Source organism: Amycolatopsis sp. NBC_01488 (assembly GCF_036227105.1).
In the GTDB taxonomy this organism is placed as follows: Bacteria; Actinomycetota; Actinomycetes; order Mycobacteriales; family Pseudonocardiaceae; genus Amycolatopsis.
The window spans coordinates 1,035,729-1,050,939 of record NZ_CP109434.1; the positions used below are offsets into that span (position 1 = coordinate 1,035,729).

The window sequence follows — 15,211 nt, forward strand, 5'->3', positions numbered from 1 at the left end:
GAGTCCGCACCACCACCAGCACTTTTCGCGAGCCACGATCCGGGAGAACGACCCTGTGACTGCCGAGACCTTGTACGGGGCCGACGACCTCACCCACCTCGAGGGTCTCGAAGCCGTCCGCAAACGCCCCGGGATGTACATCGGCTCCACCGACAGCCGGGGCATCAACCACCTCTTCTCCGAGGTGGTGGACAACTCGACGGACGAGGGTGTCGCCGGCCACGCGACGAAGATCGTCGTCACGCTGCACGCCGACGGCAGCGTCCAGGTGGACGACGACGGCCGCGGCATCCCCACCGGCACCCACGCCAAGTCCGGTTTGTCCGGCGTCGAGCTGGTGCTGACGCGGCTGCACGCCGGCGGCAAGTTCGGCGGCTCCGGCTACAAGACCTCCGGCGGCCTGCACGGCGTCGGCGCTTCGGCGGTCAACGCGCTGTCGCACCGCTTCGACGTCACGGTCAAGCAGGACGGCAAGGTCCACCAGATGTCGTTCAAGCACGGCATCCCCGGCACGTTCGACGCGCCCGGCCCGAAGGCGAAGTTCACCCGCCGGTCCGGGCTGAACCTCGTCGGCAAGATGAAGCGCGGCGAACGCAGCGGCACGTCGATCCGCTACTGGTACGACGCGCGGTACTTCGAGTCCGGCGCGGCGCTGGACGTCGACGGCGTGCGGGCGAAGCTGCGCAACACCGCGTTCCTCGTCCCGGGCGTCACGTACGTGCTGCGCACGGCCATCGAAGACACCATCAACGAAGAGACCTTCCACTTCCCGCACGGCCTCGTCGACATGGTCGACTTCCTGACGCCGTCGGGCGAAAAGCCGGTCTGCGGCACGCTGCTGATCACCGGCGAGGGCACGTACAAGGAGAATGCGGCCGACGCGGCGGGCGTCATGCAGTCCAATGTGGAGCGGCACGCCGAGGTCGAGGTCGCGCTGCGCTGGGGCACCGGCTACGAGCGCACGGTCGAATGCTTCACCAACACGATCCGCAACGTCCACGGCGGCACGCACCGCCGCGGCTTCGACCGCGCGATGGCGAAGGCGTTGCAGGACGCGATCTCCAAGACCCGCGGGCTGCTCAAGCCCAAGGAGGACATGCCGACGATCGAGGACGTCCTCGAGGGCATGACCGCGGTCGTGCACGTCCGGCTGCCGGAGCCGCAGTTCACGTCGCAGACGAAGGACGAGCTGTCCACGGCCGGCATCACCCGCGTCATCCAGGGCATCGTCGACAAGCACGTCAAGGCCTGGACCGAGGACCGCAAGACGAAGTCCGAGGCCAAGGTCGTGCTGCAGAAGGTGGTCGACGCCTCCCGCGTCCGGCTCACCCAGAAGCAGCAGAAGGACGCGGCCCGGCGCAAGACCGCCCTCGAAGGCGCGGCGATGCCGCCGAAGCTGGTCGACTGCCGCACCACCGGCGTCTCCCGCAGCGAGCTGTTCCTGGTCGAGGGTGACAGCGCGCTGGGGTCGGCCCGCATGGCGCGCGTGTCCGAGTACCAGGCGCTGCTGCCGCTGCGGGGCAAGATCCTGAACGTGCAGAAGGCGTCGCTCGGCGACACGCTGAAGAACGCCGAGATCGCGTCGATCGTGCAGGTCCTCGGCGCGGGCACCGGCCGCACGTTCGACCTGACGACGATGCGCTACGGCCGCGTCATCCTGATGGCGGACGCGGACGTCGACGGCTCGCACATCCGGACCCTGCTGATCACGCTGTTCGCGAAGTACATGCGCCCGGTGATCGAGGACGGCCGGCTGTACGCGGCGATGCCGCCGCTGCACAAGCTCGTCACGAAGGGCCGCAACCCGGAGACGCACTTCACGTACACGCAGCAGGAGATGGAAACCAAGTACGCGGAGCTGGAGCGGGCGGGCAAGAGCATCGTCACGCCGGTGCCGCGGTTCAAGGGCCTCGGCGAGATGGACGCCGACGAGCTGTGGGAGACCACGATGAACCCGGCCACCCGCTCGGTCCGCCGGATCACCATGGACGACGCCGAGGCCGCCGAGGGCGCGCTGGAACTGCTGATGGGCGAGAAGGTCGAGCCCCGGCGGAACTGGCTGGTCGCCTCTTCGGACCGGATCGACCGCGACGCCATCGACGCTTAAATTCCGTAGCTACCAAGGAGTTCTGCCGTGGCACGCCGCAAGGGCACCACCACCAAGGTCGATCCCAGCGCGTTCGACCGCGCCGGCGCGAACGTCTTCGACAACTCGCTGAAGACCGAGATCGAGGACTCGTACCTGGAGTACGCGTATTCGGTCATCCACTCGCGCGCCCTGCCGGACGCGCGGGACGGGCTGAAGCCGGTGCACCGCCGGATCCTCTACTCGATGAACGAGAACGGCTACCGCCCGACGCACGCGTACGTGAAGTCGTCGCGCGTGGTCGGCGACGTGATGGGCAAGTACCACCCGCACGGTGACGTCGCGATCTACGACGCGATGGTGCGGCTGGCGCAGGACTTCTCGCTGAACGTCCCGCTGATCGACGGCCACGGCAACTTCGGCTCGCCCGACGACGGCCCGGCCGCGTCGCGGTACACCGAAGCCCGCATGTCGCCCGAGGCGATGCAGCTGGTCGGCGAGCTGGGCGAAGACACGGTCGACTTCCGGCCGAACTACGACGGTTCGCTCGAGGAGCCGTCCGTGCTGCCCGCGGCGTTCCCGAACCTGCTGGTCAACGGCACGTCCGGGATCGCGGTCGGGATGGCGACCAACATGATCCCGCACAACCTCGGCGAGGTCGTCGCGGCGGCGCGGTGGCTGATCACGCACCCGACCGCGACGCTCGACAAGCTGATGGAGTTCGTGCCCGGCCCCGACCTGCCCACCGGCGGCAGCCTGCTGGGCCTGGACGAGGTCCGCCGCGCGTACGAGACCGGTCGCGGCGTGGTCCGGATGCGCGCGAACTGCGAGACCGGGCCCCTCGAAGGCAGCCGCGGGCGGCAGGCCATCACCGTCACCGAACTGCCGTACGGCGTCGGCCCGGAGAAGGTGATCGAGAAGATCACCGACGAGGTCAACAAGTCCAAGCGGCTCACCGGCATCGCCGACGTCAAGGACCTCACCGACCGCGAGAACGGCACGCGGCTGGTCATCGAGTGCAAGGTCGGCGTCAACCCGCAGGCCCTGCTCGCGGACCTCTACCGGCTCACGCCGCTGGAGCAGTCGTTCGGCATCAACAACCTGGTGCTCGTCGACGGCCAGCCGCAGACCCTGGGCTTGAAGGAACTCCTGGAGGTCTTCCTCCGGCACCGCTACGAGGTCGTCACGCGGCGCACGAAGTACCGGCGTCGCAAGCGCGAAGAGCGGCTGCACCTGGTCGACGGCCTGCTGATCGCGCTGCTGAACATCGACAAGGTGATCAAGCTCATCCGCGAAAGCGAGAACGCGCAGGCCGCCAAGGACGGCCTGATGACGCGCTTCAAGCTGTCGGAGATCCAGGCGACGTACATCCTCGACACCCCGCTGCGGCGCCTCACGAAGTACGACCGGCTCGAGCTGGAATCGGAGCAGGAGCGGCTGCGCGAGGAGATCGCGGAGCTGACCAAGATCCTCGACGACGAGTCCGTGCTGAAGAAGCTGGTCTCGGCGGAGCTGGCGAAGATCGCGAAGGACTTCCCGACCGAGCGCCGGACGTCCCTGATCGATGGTGACCTGAAGGAGGTCCTGGCCGCGTCGAAGCCGTCCGGGCCGCTGGAGGTCGAGGACGACCCGTGCCAGGTCATTTTGTCGGCGACCGGTCTGGTGGCGCGCACCGCGGCGGAGTCCGAGGAGTCGACGGAGACGCGCCGCCGCAACGGCCGCGTGAAGCACGACGCGGTGTCGGCGGTGGTGCACACGACCGCCCGCGGCCAGATCCTGCTGGTGACCAGCCGCGGCCGGGCGTTCAAGACGGACGTGCTGCCGTTGCCGGTGCTGCCGGAGCAGGCGGGCACGGTCTCGCTGCGCGGTGGCATGGCGGCGCGTGAGCTGGTACCGCTGGAGAAGGGCGAGACGGTCGTCGGGATCGCGCCGCTGGGTGAGCAGGCGGCGGGTTCGCCGGGCCTGGCGCTGGGCACGAAGGCCGGCGTGGTGAAGATCTGCTCGCCGGAATGGCCGGTCCGGTCGGACGAATTCGAAGTGATCTCGCTGAAGGACGGCGACGAGGTCGTCGGTGCGACCTGGCTGACGGACGGCTCGGAGACGCTGGCGTTCGTGTCGTCGGAGGCGTCGCTGCTGAAGTACGCGGCCTCGCTGGTCCGCCCCCAGGGCCTGAAGGGCGGCGGCATGGCGGGCATCAACGTGGGCGCGGGTTCGGTGGTCTTCTTCGGAGCGATCCGCACGGACGACGACGAGCACGGCGAGCCGATGGTGATCACGTCGACGGGCCAGAGCGTGAAGGTGACCCCGTTCAGCGAGTACCCGGCGAAGGGCCGCGCGACGGGCGGCGTCCGGGCACAGAGGTTCCTCAAGGGCGAAACGGCTCTCCGCGTCGCGTGGATCGGCCCGCGTCCGGCGGGCGCGGCCCGCAACGGAGACCCGGTGGAGCTGCCGGAGATCGACGTCCGCCGCGACGGCTCGGGCCACGCCCACCCCGGCCCGGACGTGGTGGGCCACCTCATCGAACGCGACTGACGGTCAGGGCGGCAGCGCCACGGTGGTCGTGCTCAGCCCAGCGGAGCCACCGGACCCGGGTAGCGAGCCGGGTCGAGGCAGCTGCCGAGGCCGTCGACGACCGAGCAGAAGCCCGGCGGGCGCACCGGCGTGTAGCCCGCCGGGACGCCGTGCCCCTCGATCAGCTGCCGGTACGCCGCGACGGCGTCGGTCGGCCGGCGCGTCAGCGTGGCGTCCGCGCGGGCGTCCACTGTGTACAGTCCGAACCGCGGCTGGTAGCTGCCCCACTCGTAGTTGTCCGTGAGGCTCCAGTAGTTGTAGCCGATGACGTTCATGCCGTCGGCCTTCGCGCGCTGCACCCAGTAGATGTGGTCACGCAGGTGGTCCGAACGCGTGTAGCCGTCGGGACGCGCGTTGCCGTTGTCCGTCGGCATCCCGTTCTCGACGACGTACAGCGGCAGGGCGGGGAACTTCCGCGCGTAGTAGCGAAGCGCGTAGTAGATCCCGTCCGGCTGCGGCGTCACCTTCCAGAATTCGCCGCTCGCCGCGTGGATCGCGCTGAGGTTGTCGAGGCTCGCGCCGTAGTAGTAGTCGAGGCCCACGAAGTCGAGCTTGTCGCGGACCTGGTCGAGGAACGACGCGTCGAGCACTCCCTGCGCGGCCGGGATGTACGCCGTGTTGCTGGACACGAGCGCACCCGGGTCCAGCTGGTGGATCAGGTCGTAGGCCGCGCGGTGCACCTTCACCTGCCGCGCCTGGGCCCACGGCAGCTTCCAACCGGCGAGTCCGCCGTTGGCCGTTTCGTTCTGCAGGTAGACGGTCGGCTCGTTGATCGTGATCCAGATCGCGCCGAGCCCCTTGTAGCGGTCCACGACGCGGCGGGCGTTCGCGAGCCAGGCGTCGACCGTGCGGTCGCTGTCCCAGCCGCCCTGGTCGGCGACCCAGCCCGGGTAGACCCAGTGGTCGAGGGTGATCATCGGCCGCATCCCGGCGTCGACGACGTGCCGCACGACGTCGTCGTAGTACGCCAGCTCGGTCTCGTCGAGCCGGCCGGGGCGCGGCTCGATCCGCGCCCACTCGACGCTGAAGCGGAAGACGTTCACGCCGAGCTGCTTCGCGCGGTCGATGTCCTCGGCGTAGTGGTGCCGGAAGTCGACGGACTCGAGGTAGGGCTCCTTGATGGACGACGTCTTCGCCTGCTCGTAGCGGCGCCAGTTGCTGTCGGGCGCGTAGCCCTCCGCCTGATAGCCCGAGGTCGCGACCCCCCAGAAGAACGCGGGCACGGGCACCGCCCCGGCGGGCGTCACTCCGGCCAGCATCGCCGTGACCAGCGTCAACACCGCAAAGATCGCTCGTTTTCCGCACACCACGGCAGCCTCCCGAGGCAACATGAAGAGTGTTCATGTTAGCCGAGGAGGCTGCCCGGCGCATCACCCGAAGGGCGGCTCTCCGGCCCGCTAGGCGACCTTGAACGACTGAGCGGCGCTGCCGTCACAGGTCGACTGGACCAGCTGGACACTGTCCGCTGTGGACGCTCCCGGCACGGTCAGGCACTTGCCGGTGTGGCGGACGACGAAGTGGTAGTACCCACCGCCCTCCGACACCGGCTGCCACTGCTGGTTGTTCCCGCCGCTGTAGGACCACAGCTGCAGGCCGGCGTTGTCGGCCGTGGAAACCCCGGTCACGTCGATGACCTCGGCCGGGTTGGTCCGGTTGTTGATCCGGTCGTACCCGCCGCTGGTCGGGGCGAACTGGAACTGCTGCGCCGCGGTGCCGTTGCAGCTGTACTGCTGGATCACGGTGCCGTTGGCGCTGCCCGCGGCCCGCGCGTCGACGCACTTGCCGTTCGCCTTGTTCGACACCGCGTACCAGGCCGACGGGTCGATCGTGCCGGGGTCGGTCGGCGTGGTGGAGCCGCCGCCGAGCCACTTGAGGCCGTCGAGCACGAACCGGTTCTGGTCGGCACTCTCGAACGTCGACGACAGCGCGGTGTTCGTGTCGTAGTTCATCGCGTTGTGGCCGAAGTTCGCGTAGAGCATCTTGTAGTTCTTGTTGGTCCACGCGATCGGGTAGTAGCCGCTGTACCAGGTCTGGTTCGGGTCGGTGCCGATCGGGAAGGTGGACTGGTCCATCGACGCCAGGATGGTGATGTTGCCGTTCTGGCGCAGGTCGTTCTGCCAGGCGTACCACTCGGACGTCGAGGACCGGATGGTCGCCGGCAGGTTCACCGTCGACGGGTGGGTGCGGTTCTCGATCTTCAGCGTCTCCGGCGTCGGGCCCCACGAGTTCGAGGTGAACCGGCCGGTGCCGAGGAAGTCGTTGTGGAACCAGTTGGCGTACGACGGCGTCGAGCTGTCGTTGTAGGCCGTGACGTGGAAGCCGAAGAACCCGCCGCCGGCCTGCATGTAGCTCTGGAAGCCCTGGAACTGCGCGGCCGACTGCGGCTGGTCGTCGAAGAACATGACGACGTCGGCGGTGGCCTTGGTGATGCTCGTGAGCCGGTTCCAGTCGGTCGTCGAGGAGTAGGTGTAGCCGTTGGCCGACGCCTGCTGGGCGAACCAGACGTTGGCCTCCTTTTCGAAACTGATGTGCGCGGCGTCGTAGGTGCCGCTGTAGAACGCGAGCACCTTGAACGGCGTGGCGGCCTGCACCGCGGGGGCGCCCAGGCTCAAGCCCAGGCAGGCGGCGAAGAAGGCCAATATCCGGACCAGCGGGCGGCGGGATCTCGACATGCGTGTTCCTTCCGGTGGGGGCGGGGAAACGGTCACCAGTGGCGCGAGTAGTGCAGGCCGTAGCCGAAGGGGAAGAGCGCGGGCAGCTCGGCACCGACGTTGACCGGCTGCTGGTCGGCGCGGCCACGCATCGGCGAGAGACCGAAATTCACACCTTGAATTAAGACACAGCATTTGACGGTTGGTCCAGACCTCTGACCGAACTCGGTTGCCGCTGACCGGGATTGCGGATTCCGGTCAGCACCTGGCCTAATTCGCTCCTACGGTCTCCGCCATGACTCGCGAACACGACGACCTCCTCCAGCTGCTGGCCGAAGTGCGGAAGCGCTTGCTGATCCCGGTCCGGGACATTTCGGACGCCGACGCGGGCCGCCGGACGACGGTCAGCGAACTGACCCTGGGCGGTCTGATCCGCCACCTCGCGACGGGCGAGCGCCTGTGGCTGCAGGTGTTGCGCACCGCGGACGGCTCCCTGCCGGACGGCATGCTCGACACGACGCAGTACTCGATGAGCGAGACGCTGTCGCACTGGCTTTCGGCTTACGCCGCGGCTGCCGCTGCCACGGACGCGTACGTGCGGTCGCTGCCCTCGCTGGACGTCGAGGTCCAGCTGCCGACGACGCCGTGGTCACCGCCGGAGCCCCGGTTCTGGTCGGCACGGAGGATCGTCCTGCACCTGATCCACGAGACGGCCCAGCACGCGGGCCACGCGGACATCATCCGCGAATCCTTGGACGGCGCGAACTCCACGGCCCAGCTGAACTAACGATCCGAGCGCAGCGACGCCGGGTCGAAGGATTCCCAGTACGCGTCCTCGTCCTCGGCACTCGAAGGCGCCGGCGTCTCGCCGAGGCGTTCGGCCCGCAGCCGCTGGAACTCCTCGACCGTCATGCCCGGGTCGTCGTCCTCGGCGCGGGCGGGCGCGGGCATTCCGGTCAGCCGCTCGATCAGGACCGTCATGTCCTCGCCCAGCAGCAGAGCGACCTTGTTGTAGCCGTCCTGGGTCGCCTCGCGCATGGCCGCCTGGGCGATCTCCACCACCAGCGGCCCCAGGCGCTCACCCAGGTTCACCGCCGACGGCGCCAGCCACAGCCGCAGCAGCTTGCCGCGGCCGTCGACCGTCGCCTCCACCTGGCCGTCGAGGTCGTGGGCCGTGCCGGTGGCCGACGCCAGCAGCTCGTCCACGCGGGACATCGCCTCTTCGCGGGCCCGGGCCTGGGAAATCAGCTCACGCGTCGTGACCATCGGCGCTCACCTTCCGTACGAGTAGGTGTCGGCGTCCGGGTCGTCGTCCGGGATCGGCTGGTAGCCCAGGACTTCCAGCTGCGCCGCGGCCACCACCGGCGCCAGCGCGTGGTACATCTTGTCGCCCGCGCGGCGGGTCGCGCGCTGGGCCAGCTCGAGGATCTGGTCGGCGATCACCGCCGATCCGTGCCGCAGCGCCGACCGGTGGATCGACACGCTCGTCAGCAGTCCGCCCGGCGCGACCCGCACCTCGATCGTCTCATCGGACGAGCAAGCCTGGCCCACCACCGGGCCCGAGCGCTCGAAGCGCGCCGAAGCGTCGGACTCTGCCCGGGCCGCCGCCTCCGTGATCCGCGCGGAAGCCAGGTCCATGTCGAAGTCCGCCACTACTCACCCCGTCGGCCGGTAGCAGCCGATGAACGACTGCCCCGCGTTCGTGGTGCGGATCTTGCTGATCTGGACCGGGTCGCCGGCCTCGATCAGCTGACCGTCGCCGATCACCATCGCCACGTGCCCGGACCAGACGACGAGGTCACCCGGCAGCAGCTGGTCGATCGAGGGCACCTCGGCGCCGACCGTCTGCTGCGCCGCCGTCCGCGGCAGCTGCAGGCCCGCGTCCTGGTACGACGTCATCGTCAGCCCACTGCAGTCGAGGCCCTGGCCCCGCGCGGTGCCGCCCCACACGTACGGCACGCCGAGCTGGGAAAGCGCCGCACGCACCGCCTTCGCCGCAGTCTCGTTCGGTGCCATGACCTGCTTGCCGCCGGGCAGGTTGATCGCGACGCCGGAGCCGGGCTGCGGCGGGATCGCGACCGGCAGCCGCGGCTTGTGCACGACCCCGGCACCGCCGCCCCCTCCCCCGCCGCCTCCGCTGCCGCTGCCGCTGCCGTCCGAGCCGCCGCCGGAGTAGCCGCTGTTGCTGTTGAAGGACGAGCCGACGTGCGTCGAGGAAGCCGACGTCGTCTGCTCGCCGCCGCCCAGCCGCGTCCCGAGATCGGTGAGCTGGTTGATCGTCTGTTCGCTGAAGGTCGCGGCCTGGCCGGTGAGCCGGCTGATCTTCGTCTGCAGCTTCACCAGGATGGCGCGCGACGCGGCGGCTCGGCTCTCCGGCGGCTGGATCGACTTCACCGCCGCCAGTGCCTTCATCGACGCCGAGATCTCCTTGATGATCTGGTCGCGGACCTGGTCGTTCTTGATCTCGCCGACGTGCAGCGTCTCGGCCGCCTCGGCGACCGCCTGCTCGATTTCGGCGCTCTCGTCGAGGAGGTCCTGGACCTCCTTCTCCAGGCTCTGCGACGTCGCGGTGGCGCGGTCGGTCGTCGCGCCCGAACTGGCGGAGGTCAGGGTGACGCGCTGGTCGGCGGCGGCGTCGCGGGTGCGCCCCACCGACGTCTGGAGCGCGACGTGCGCGTCCCGCGCGCCGCTGATGGCGGCGGGGTCGTGACGCAGCTTGTCCGCGAACCGGTTCGTGGTGTCCAGGCCGTGCCGGACCAGCAGGTCGGCGTGCTCGGTCACGCGAGGTCCTGCCCGAGTCTCCGCAGGACGTCGCCGTGTTCGCCTTCGACGGCCGTGTAGGTGCGATCGGTCTGCCGGGCGGCTTCGCCGACCTGGCGCCAGCCGCCGCCGACGCGGTGCATCCGCTCCCGCAGCGCACGCATCCGGCCGCTGTAGGCGCCGGAGAAGCCGGATTCGCCGCCCATCTCGGAGAAGCCGTGGCCGCCGAGCGTCACGTGCGGGCCGACGTGCTGGTCGGCCGCGCCCTTGACGTCGTCACCGAGCGGGTCGACTTCGCGGGCGTACCGCGCGTACGCGCCCTCGTCGACGTGAAACCCCTGCTGCGAACCGTCCACTGGCCCTCCCTGTCACCGGAGGTGCGACGTGCGCGCGCCACCCCCGGTTCCCCTGCTGCGGGAGTCAGCCTAGTCGACGGTCCGTGCCCGGGTGGGCGAATTGCCGGGACTCAGCCGGTGACCTTCGCGAGCCAGCCCGGGTCCTGCCAGTTGACGATCGTGCCGTTCGCCGTGACCGTCGGCGTGCCGAAGCCGCTCTGCCCGTTGCCGAAGTCCTGCGCCAGCTTCGGGTCGTTCTCGATCTGCTGGAACGCCGCGGTGATCTGCTGGTCGTACGTGCCGGCGTTGATCTTCTGCGCGAACGCCGGGTCGGTGATGCCGACGTCGGTGCCGAGCTTGATCAGCTGCGCCTTGTCGTAGCCGCGCTTGCCCTCTTCGGGCTGGTTCGCGAACAGCGCGTCGTGGAACTGGAGGAACTTGCCGGCGTCGGCCGCGGCCAGCGCCGCGTTCGCCGAGTCGAGCGAGTAGCCGGGCGGGTCGGACCGCTCGTTGAGCAGCGGCACCATGTGGTAGCGCACCTGCAGCTTGCCCTGGTTGATCGCCTGCTCGACGTCGGTCTTGTAGGTCTTCTCGAACTGGCCGCAGATCGGGCAGAGGAAGTCGGCGTAGACGTCGATCGAAGCCTTCGCGCCCGCCTTGCCGACGGTGACGACGACGCCGTCGCGCTTCTGCGTGACGTTCCCGGCCAGCGAGCTCTTGCCGGGGTCGATGACCTGGCCGCCGGTCTTGTTCTTGTCCGAGATCGTCCAGATCACGCCGCCGATCACCAGCGCGGCCACGATGACCACGGCGGCGATCCCGATGATCCACTTCCGCTTGTCGGTCGACGCGCCCCTGGCCTGGGCCACCGCCCTCGCTCCCCCGGCCTGCGCGGCCTGACGACGCTTCCGAGCGGTCCGCTCAGCTCCACTCACTGTGTATCAGTTCCCTTCCGCGATACCCGAGTAGTCGGGATCGGGTTCGTCAGAGTTCCCGCGACCCCGCGCGAGCCAGCCGTCGAGCGACAGCAGCGTGCGCGGGCGCACCAGCAGCCACGCGGCCAGCAGCGCGAACCCGGTGTCGCGGAGGATCTCCTGCGGGTACTCGGTCTGCCCCGCCGCCACCTGGCCGCCGCCGCCGAAGCACCCGCAGTCGATGCTCAGCCCGCGCGCCCACGACTGGGCGATCCCGGCGACGAGCACGGCGAGCAGCACCAGCGCGACACCGGCGACCCAGCGGGTCGCCAGGCCGGCGAGCAGGAACAACCCGAGCACGAGTTCGACGAGCGGCAGCGCGATGGCCACCACGTTGGCGAGTGCGCCGGGCAGCACGTCGTACGCCTTGACGGCGATCAGCGTCTGCCCGGGATCCGCCAGCTTCAGCGCACCCGAAACGAGCCAGACGGCCGCGAGCCCGATCCGGGCGAGCGTGCCGACGGCGTCCAGTACGGGTTGGGACGGTCGCACCACGCACTTAGGCTAACGGGAGGACCTGAGAACCACGTGAGGGCAGGGCAGCGGCGGAGGGAGCGGCTGGATGCGGTGGCGCACGCTCCTCGGCTCGGCGTTGCTGCTGGTCACGGTGGCCGCGTGCGGGCCGGGCAAGGTCTCGCCGACCGACTCGGTGGTGACCCGCGCCAGTGCCACGGATCACCTGACCATCGGCATCCGGTTCGACGCGCCCGGGCTTTCGGAGCGCACCCTCGACGGCCGGTTCGTCGGGTTCGACGTCGACGTCGCGACTTTCGTCGCATCGGAACTGGGGGTCGCCGCGAAGGACATCACCTGGCGCGAGACGACGTCCGCGACGCGCGAGACGGACCTCACCTCCGGCGCGGTCGACCTGGTGGTCGCGACCTACTCGATCACCGACAAGCGCAAGCAGGTCGTGTCGTTCGCCGGGCCGTACTTCACCACCGGACAGGACCTGCTGGTGCGGCGCACGTCACCGGACATCACCGGTCCGGAGACGCTCAACGGGCGGCGGCTGTGCTCGGTCACCGGCTCGACGCCCGCGCAGCAGGTCAAGGACAAGTTCGCGCAGGCCGTGCAGCTGGTCGAGTACCCGCGGTACCCGGACTGCGTGACGGCGCTGCTGGCCGGCCAGATCGACGCGATGACCACCGATGGGGTGATCCTCGCGGGCTACGTCACCCGTGACCCCGAGCTGCTGAAGGTCGTCGGGAAGCCGTTCTCGAAGGAGAACTACGGCGTCGGCCTGCGCAAGGGGGACACCCAGGGCGTGCACGCGGTCGACGACGCGATCCGCAAGATGATCTCCTCCGGCGAATGGCTGCGGTCGCTCAACGCGAACATCGGGCCGTCCGGCTACCAGCTGCCCGCCCCACCCGAGGTCACCGAGCAGTGAAGCTACCCGACCTGCCTGTTCGAGCGGTCCTGCCCGAGCTTCTTTCGGCCTTGGCCGCGCACGGCACCGCGGTGCTCGTCGCGCCGCCCGGGACCGGGAAGACGACGCTGGTGCCGCTGGCGCTGGCTTCTTCCGGTGGCCGGGTCGTGGTCGCCGAGCCGCGGCGCCTGGCCGCGCGGGCCGCGGCGGCGCGGATGGCCGGGATCCTGGGCGAGCCGGTCGGCGAGACGGTGGGCTACGCCGTGCGCGGCGACCGGAAGGTGTCGGCGCGGACCCGGATCGAGGTCGTGACGTCGGGGCTGCTGGTGCGGCGCGTGCAGGGCGACCCCGAGCTGCCCGGCGTGTCGACGGTCCTGCTCGACGAGTGCCACGAGCGCCACCTCGACGCGGACCTGCTGCTGGCGCTGCTGCTCGACGTCCGCGCGGGCCTGCGCGACGACCTGCGGCTGCTGGCGACGTCCGCGACGGTGGCCGCCGGGCGGCTCGCCACGCTCCTGGGCGACGCCCCGGTGATCACGGCCACGGCCCCGGCGTATCCCGTTTCCTTTTCGTACGTCCCACCCGCGCGCGGTGAGCGGATCGAGGCCTGTGTCGCGCGGGCCGTGCGAACGGCACTGTCCTCAGGGGACGGTGACGTGCTCGCCTTCCTGCCCGGCGCGGGCGAGATCGCGCGGACGTCCGGGATGCTGGCTCTGTCCGAATCGGCCGCGGTGGACGTGCTGCCGTTGCACGGGCGGCTGTCGGCGGCCCACCAGGACGACGCGCTGCGGCCGCGCGACCGGCGGCGGGTCGTGCTCGCGACGGCCGTGGCGGAGTCGAGCCTGACGGTGCCGGGCGTGCGGGCGGTCGTCGACTCGGGGCTGGCGCGGGTGCCGCGGGTCGACCACCGGCGTGGCCTACCGGGCCTGGCCACGGTGCGCGTTTCGGCGGCGGTGGCCACGCAGCGCTCCGGGCGCGCCGGCCGCGAGGGGCCCGGGCGGGCGTACCGCTGCTGGGCCGAGAACGAACAGTCCTTGCTCCCGGCGTACCCCGAGCCGGAGATCCGGACGGCCGAGCTGGCGCGGCTGGCGCTGGAGCTGGCGTGCTGGTCGACGCCCGACGGGAGCGGGCTGGCCTGGTGGGACCCGCCGGGCGAGGGCGCGCTGGCGGCGGGGCGCGCGTTGCTGGCCGCCTTGGGCGCGACGTCGGACGGCGAGGTCACCGCGCGCGGGCGGCGGATGGCCGAGCTGGGGCTGCACCCCCGGCTGGCGCGAGCGTTGCTGGACGGCGCTTCGGAGGTCGGCGCGCGGAACGCGGCCGAGGTGGTGGCGCTGCTGGACGCGGGCGCGACGCTGACGGACGTGCACGCGGAGCTGCGGAGGCTGCGCGGCGCCTCCGACGAACCCGCACGCCGCTGGAAGCGCGAGGTACAACGCCTCTCGAAGCTCGTGACCGGCGACGGGAAGCCCGATGCCGCGTTCGTCGTCGCGCTCGCGCACCCCGAACGGCTCGCGCGGCGGCGTCCCGGCGGTGCGCCCGTCTACCTCATGGCCGGCGGCACCGCGGCCGAACTCCCGCCCGGCAGCGGCCTCGACGCCGAGTGGCTCGCCGTCGCCGAAGCGACCCGGGACCCCGGCCGCGTCCACGGCACCATCCGGCTCGCCGCGGCCGCCGACGAGCAGCTCGCCACCCGCGTCGGCCCGGTGTCCGAAGTGGACGAGATCACCTGGGACGGCGACGTCGTCGCCCGCCGCGTCCGCAAGCTCGGCGCGATCGTCCTCGGCGAGAAACCCCTGCGGAACCCGGACGTCCACGACGCCCTCGTCACCGGCCTCCGCGAGAACGGCCTCGGCCTCCTGAAGTGGAGCCAGGACGCGACCCGGCTGCGCGAGCGGATGGCCTTCCTGCACCGGGTCCTCGGCGAGCCGTGGCCCGCGGTGGACGACGTCACCCTCCTGTCCGATGTGGACAGATGGCTCGATCTGTCCGGCGCGCGCCGGAAAGCCGACCTCGCCACCATCAACGCGGGCACCGCGCTGAAAGCCCTCCTGCCGTGGCCGGAAGCGGCCAAACTGGACGAACTCGCGCCGGATCGGCTCGAGGTCCCGAGCGGTTCGCACATCCGCGTCGACTACCACGGCGACCAGCCGGTGCTCGCCGTCAAGCTGCAGGAGACGTTCGGCTGGACCGAAACGCCCACCCTCGCCGGCGTCCCGGTCGTCCTGCACCTGCTCTCCCCCGCGGTGCGCCCGGCGGCGATCACGGGTGACCTGAAGTCCTTCTGGACCACCGGTTACCCGTCGGTGCGCGCGGACCTGCGCGGCCGCTACCCGAAGCACCCCTGGCCCGAGGACCCGGCCGGCGCCGTGCCGACCCGGCACCCGCGCCGCCGCACCTGACGAAAGTCGGGGGCCGGTCGCGACCGCCGGCCGATGCCCGCACTGCCCCCGAAGCCCGAGACT

At 70.6% G+C, this 15,211-nt stretch carries 13 protein-coding genes; 5 read left to right on the forward strand and 8 right to left on the reverse strand.

Translation table 11 applies throughout. The features are described from left to right. Positions 1–55 precede the first annotated feature (55 nt). Positions 56–2,107: a DNA gyrase/topoisomerase IV subunit B gene (locus OG738_RS04745; RefSeq protein WP_329051532.1), complete on the forward strand. Its 2,052-nt coding sequence runs from the start codon at positions 56–58 to the stop codon at positions 2,105–2,107. A 27-nt stretch (positions 2,108–2,134) separates the two neighbouring features. Continuing rightward, entirely contained in the window at positions 2,135–4,618 is a 2,484-nt protein-coding gene (locus OG738_RS04750; RefSeq protein WP_329051533.1) for a DNA gyrase/topoisomerase IV subunit A, read from the forward strand. 32 nt (positions 4,619–4,650) lie between these two features. Here OG738_RS04750 and OG738_RS04755 read toward each other — a convergent pair whose 3' ends face one another. Continuing rightward, a complete protein-coding gene (locus tag OG738_RS04755; protein WP_329051535.1) occupies positions 4,651–5,937 on the reverse strand; it encodes a family 1 glycosylhydrolase in 1,287 nt (428 codons plus the stop codon). Positions 5,938–6,054: 117 nt separating this feature from the next. Beyond that, positions 6,055–7,329, reverse strand: a complete 1,275-nt coding sequence (locus OG738_RS04760) for an RICIN domain-containing protein (RefSeq protein ID WP_329051536.1) — start codon at positions 7,327–7,329, stop codon at positions 6,055–6,057. Positions 7,330–7,603: 274 nt separating this feature from the next. Here OG738_RS04760 and OG738_RS04765 point away from each other — a divergent pair, with 274 nt between their 5' ends. Further along, a complete protein-coding gene (locus OG738_RS04765; protein WP_329051537.1) occupies positions 7,604–8,095 on the forward strand; it encodes a mycothiol transferase in 492 nt (163 codons plus the stop codon). On the opposite strand, the gene OG738_RS04770 is transcribed toward OG738_RS04765, so the two are convergent. The 6 genes from OG738_RS04770 to OG738_RS04795 all read right to left on the reverse strand — a co-directional run bounded on the left by OG738_RS04770 (position 8,092) and on the right by OG738_RS04795 (position 11,872). Beyond that, positions 8,092–8,574 carry a YbaB/EbfC family nucleoid-associated protein gene (locus OG738_RS04770; RefSeq protein WP_329051538.1) on the reverse strand — a complete coding sequence of 161 codons (483 nt, stop codon included), beginning with the start codon at positions 8,572–8,574 and terminating at the stop codon, positions 8,092–8,094. The two genes, OG738_RS04765 and OG738_RS04770, sit on opposite strands and share 4 nt — an antisense overlap. 6 nt (positions 8,575–8,580) lie before the next feature. After that, positions 8,581–8,961, reverse strand: coding sequence for a YbaB/EbfC family DNA-binding protein (locus OG738_RS04775; protein ID WP_329051539.1), 381 nt, complete (start codon positions 8,959–8,961; stop codon positions 8,581–8,583). A 3-nt stretch (positions 8,962–8,964) separates the two neighbouring features. After that, the gene (locus tag OG738_RS04780; RefSeq protein WP_329051540.1) at positions 8,965–10,089 is read right to left on the reverse strand and encodes a C40 family peptidase; all 1,125 of its coding nucleotides are present in this window, start codon (positions 10,087–10,089) and stop codon (positions 8,965–8,967) included. After that, positions 10,086–10,424 (reverse strand): hypothetical protein, encoded by a 339-nt coding sequence (locus tag OG738_RS04785; protein ID WP_329051541.1) that lies wholly within the window; start codon positions 10,422–10,424, stop codon positions 10,086–10,088. The genes OG738_RS04780 and OG738_RS04785 overlap by 4 nt, the downstream gene beginning before the upstream one ends. A 110-nt stretch (positions 10,425–10,534) precedes the next feature. Next, positions 10,535–11,272 carry a DsbA family protein gene (locus tag OG738_RS04790; protein WP_329051542.1) on the reverse strand — a complete coding sequence of 246 codons (738 nt, stop codon included), beginning with the start codon at positions 11,270–11,272 and terminating at the stop codon, positions 10,535–10,537. Positions 11,273–11,344: 72 nt separating this feature from the next. Beyond that, complete coding sequence (locus tag OG738_RS04795) at positions 11,345–11,872, reverse strand: MauE/DoxX family redox-associated membrane protein (RefSeq protein ID WP_329051543.1); 528 nt, start codon at positions 11,870–11,872, stop codon at positions 11,345–11,347. Between the two features lie 67 nt (positions 11,873–11,939). On the opposite strand from OG738_RS04795, the gene OG738_RS04800 reads away from it, so the two are divergent. Continuing rightward, the gene (locus OG738_RS04800) at positions 11,940–12,770 is read left to right on the forward strand and encodes a glutamate ABC transporter substrate-binding protein (RefSeq protein WP_329051544.1); all 831 of its coding nucleotides are present in this window, start codon (positions 11,940–11,942) and stop codon (positions 12,768–12,770) included. After that, on the forward strand, positions 12,767–15,148 hold the full coding sequence (hrpB, locus tag OG738_RS04805) for an ATP-dependent helicase HrpB (protein WP_329051545.1): 2,382 nt from the start codon (positions 12,767–12,769) through the stop codon (positions 15,146–15,148). The genes OG738_RS04800 and hrpB overlap by 4 nt, the downstream gene beginning before the upstream one ends. Positions 15,149–15,211 lie beyond the last annotated feature (63 nt).

Bases quoted from the DNA above. Each gene is read 5' to 3' on its own strand.
- OG738_RS04770 (WP_329051538.1), bottom strand. From the start codon at position 8,574: ATGGTCACGACGCGTGAGCTGATTTCCCAGGCCCGGGCCCGCGAAGAG.
- OG738_RS04800 (WP_329051544.1), top strand. From the start codon at position 11,940: ATGCGGTGGCGCACGCTCCTCGGCTCGGCGTTGCTGCTGGTCACGGTG.
- OG738_RS04765 (WP_329051537.1), top strand. From the start codon at position 7,604: ATGACTCGCGAACACGACGACCTCCTCCAGCTGCTGGCCGAAGTGCGG.
- OG738_RS04760 (WP_329051536.1), bottom strand. From the start codon at position 7,329: ATGTCGAGATCCCGCCGCCCGCTGGTCCGGATATTGGCCTTCTTCGCC.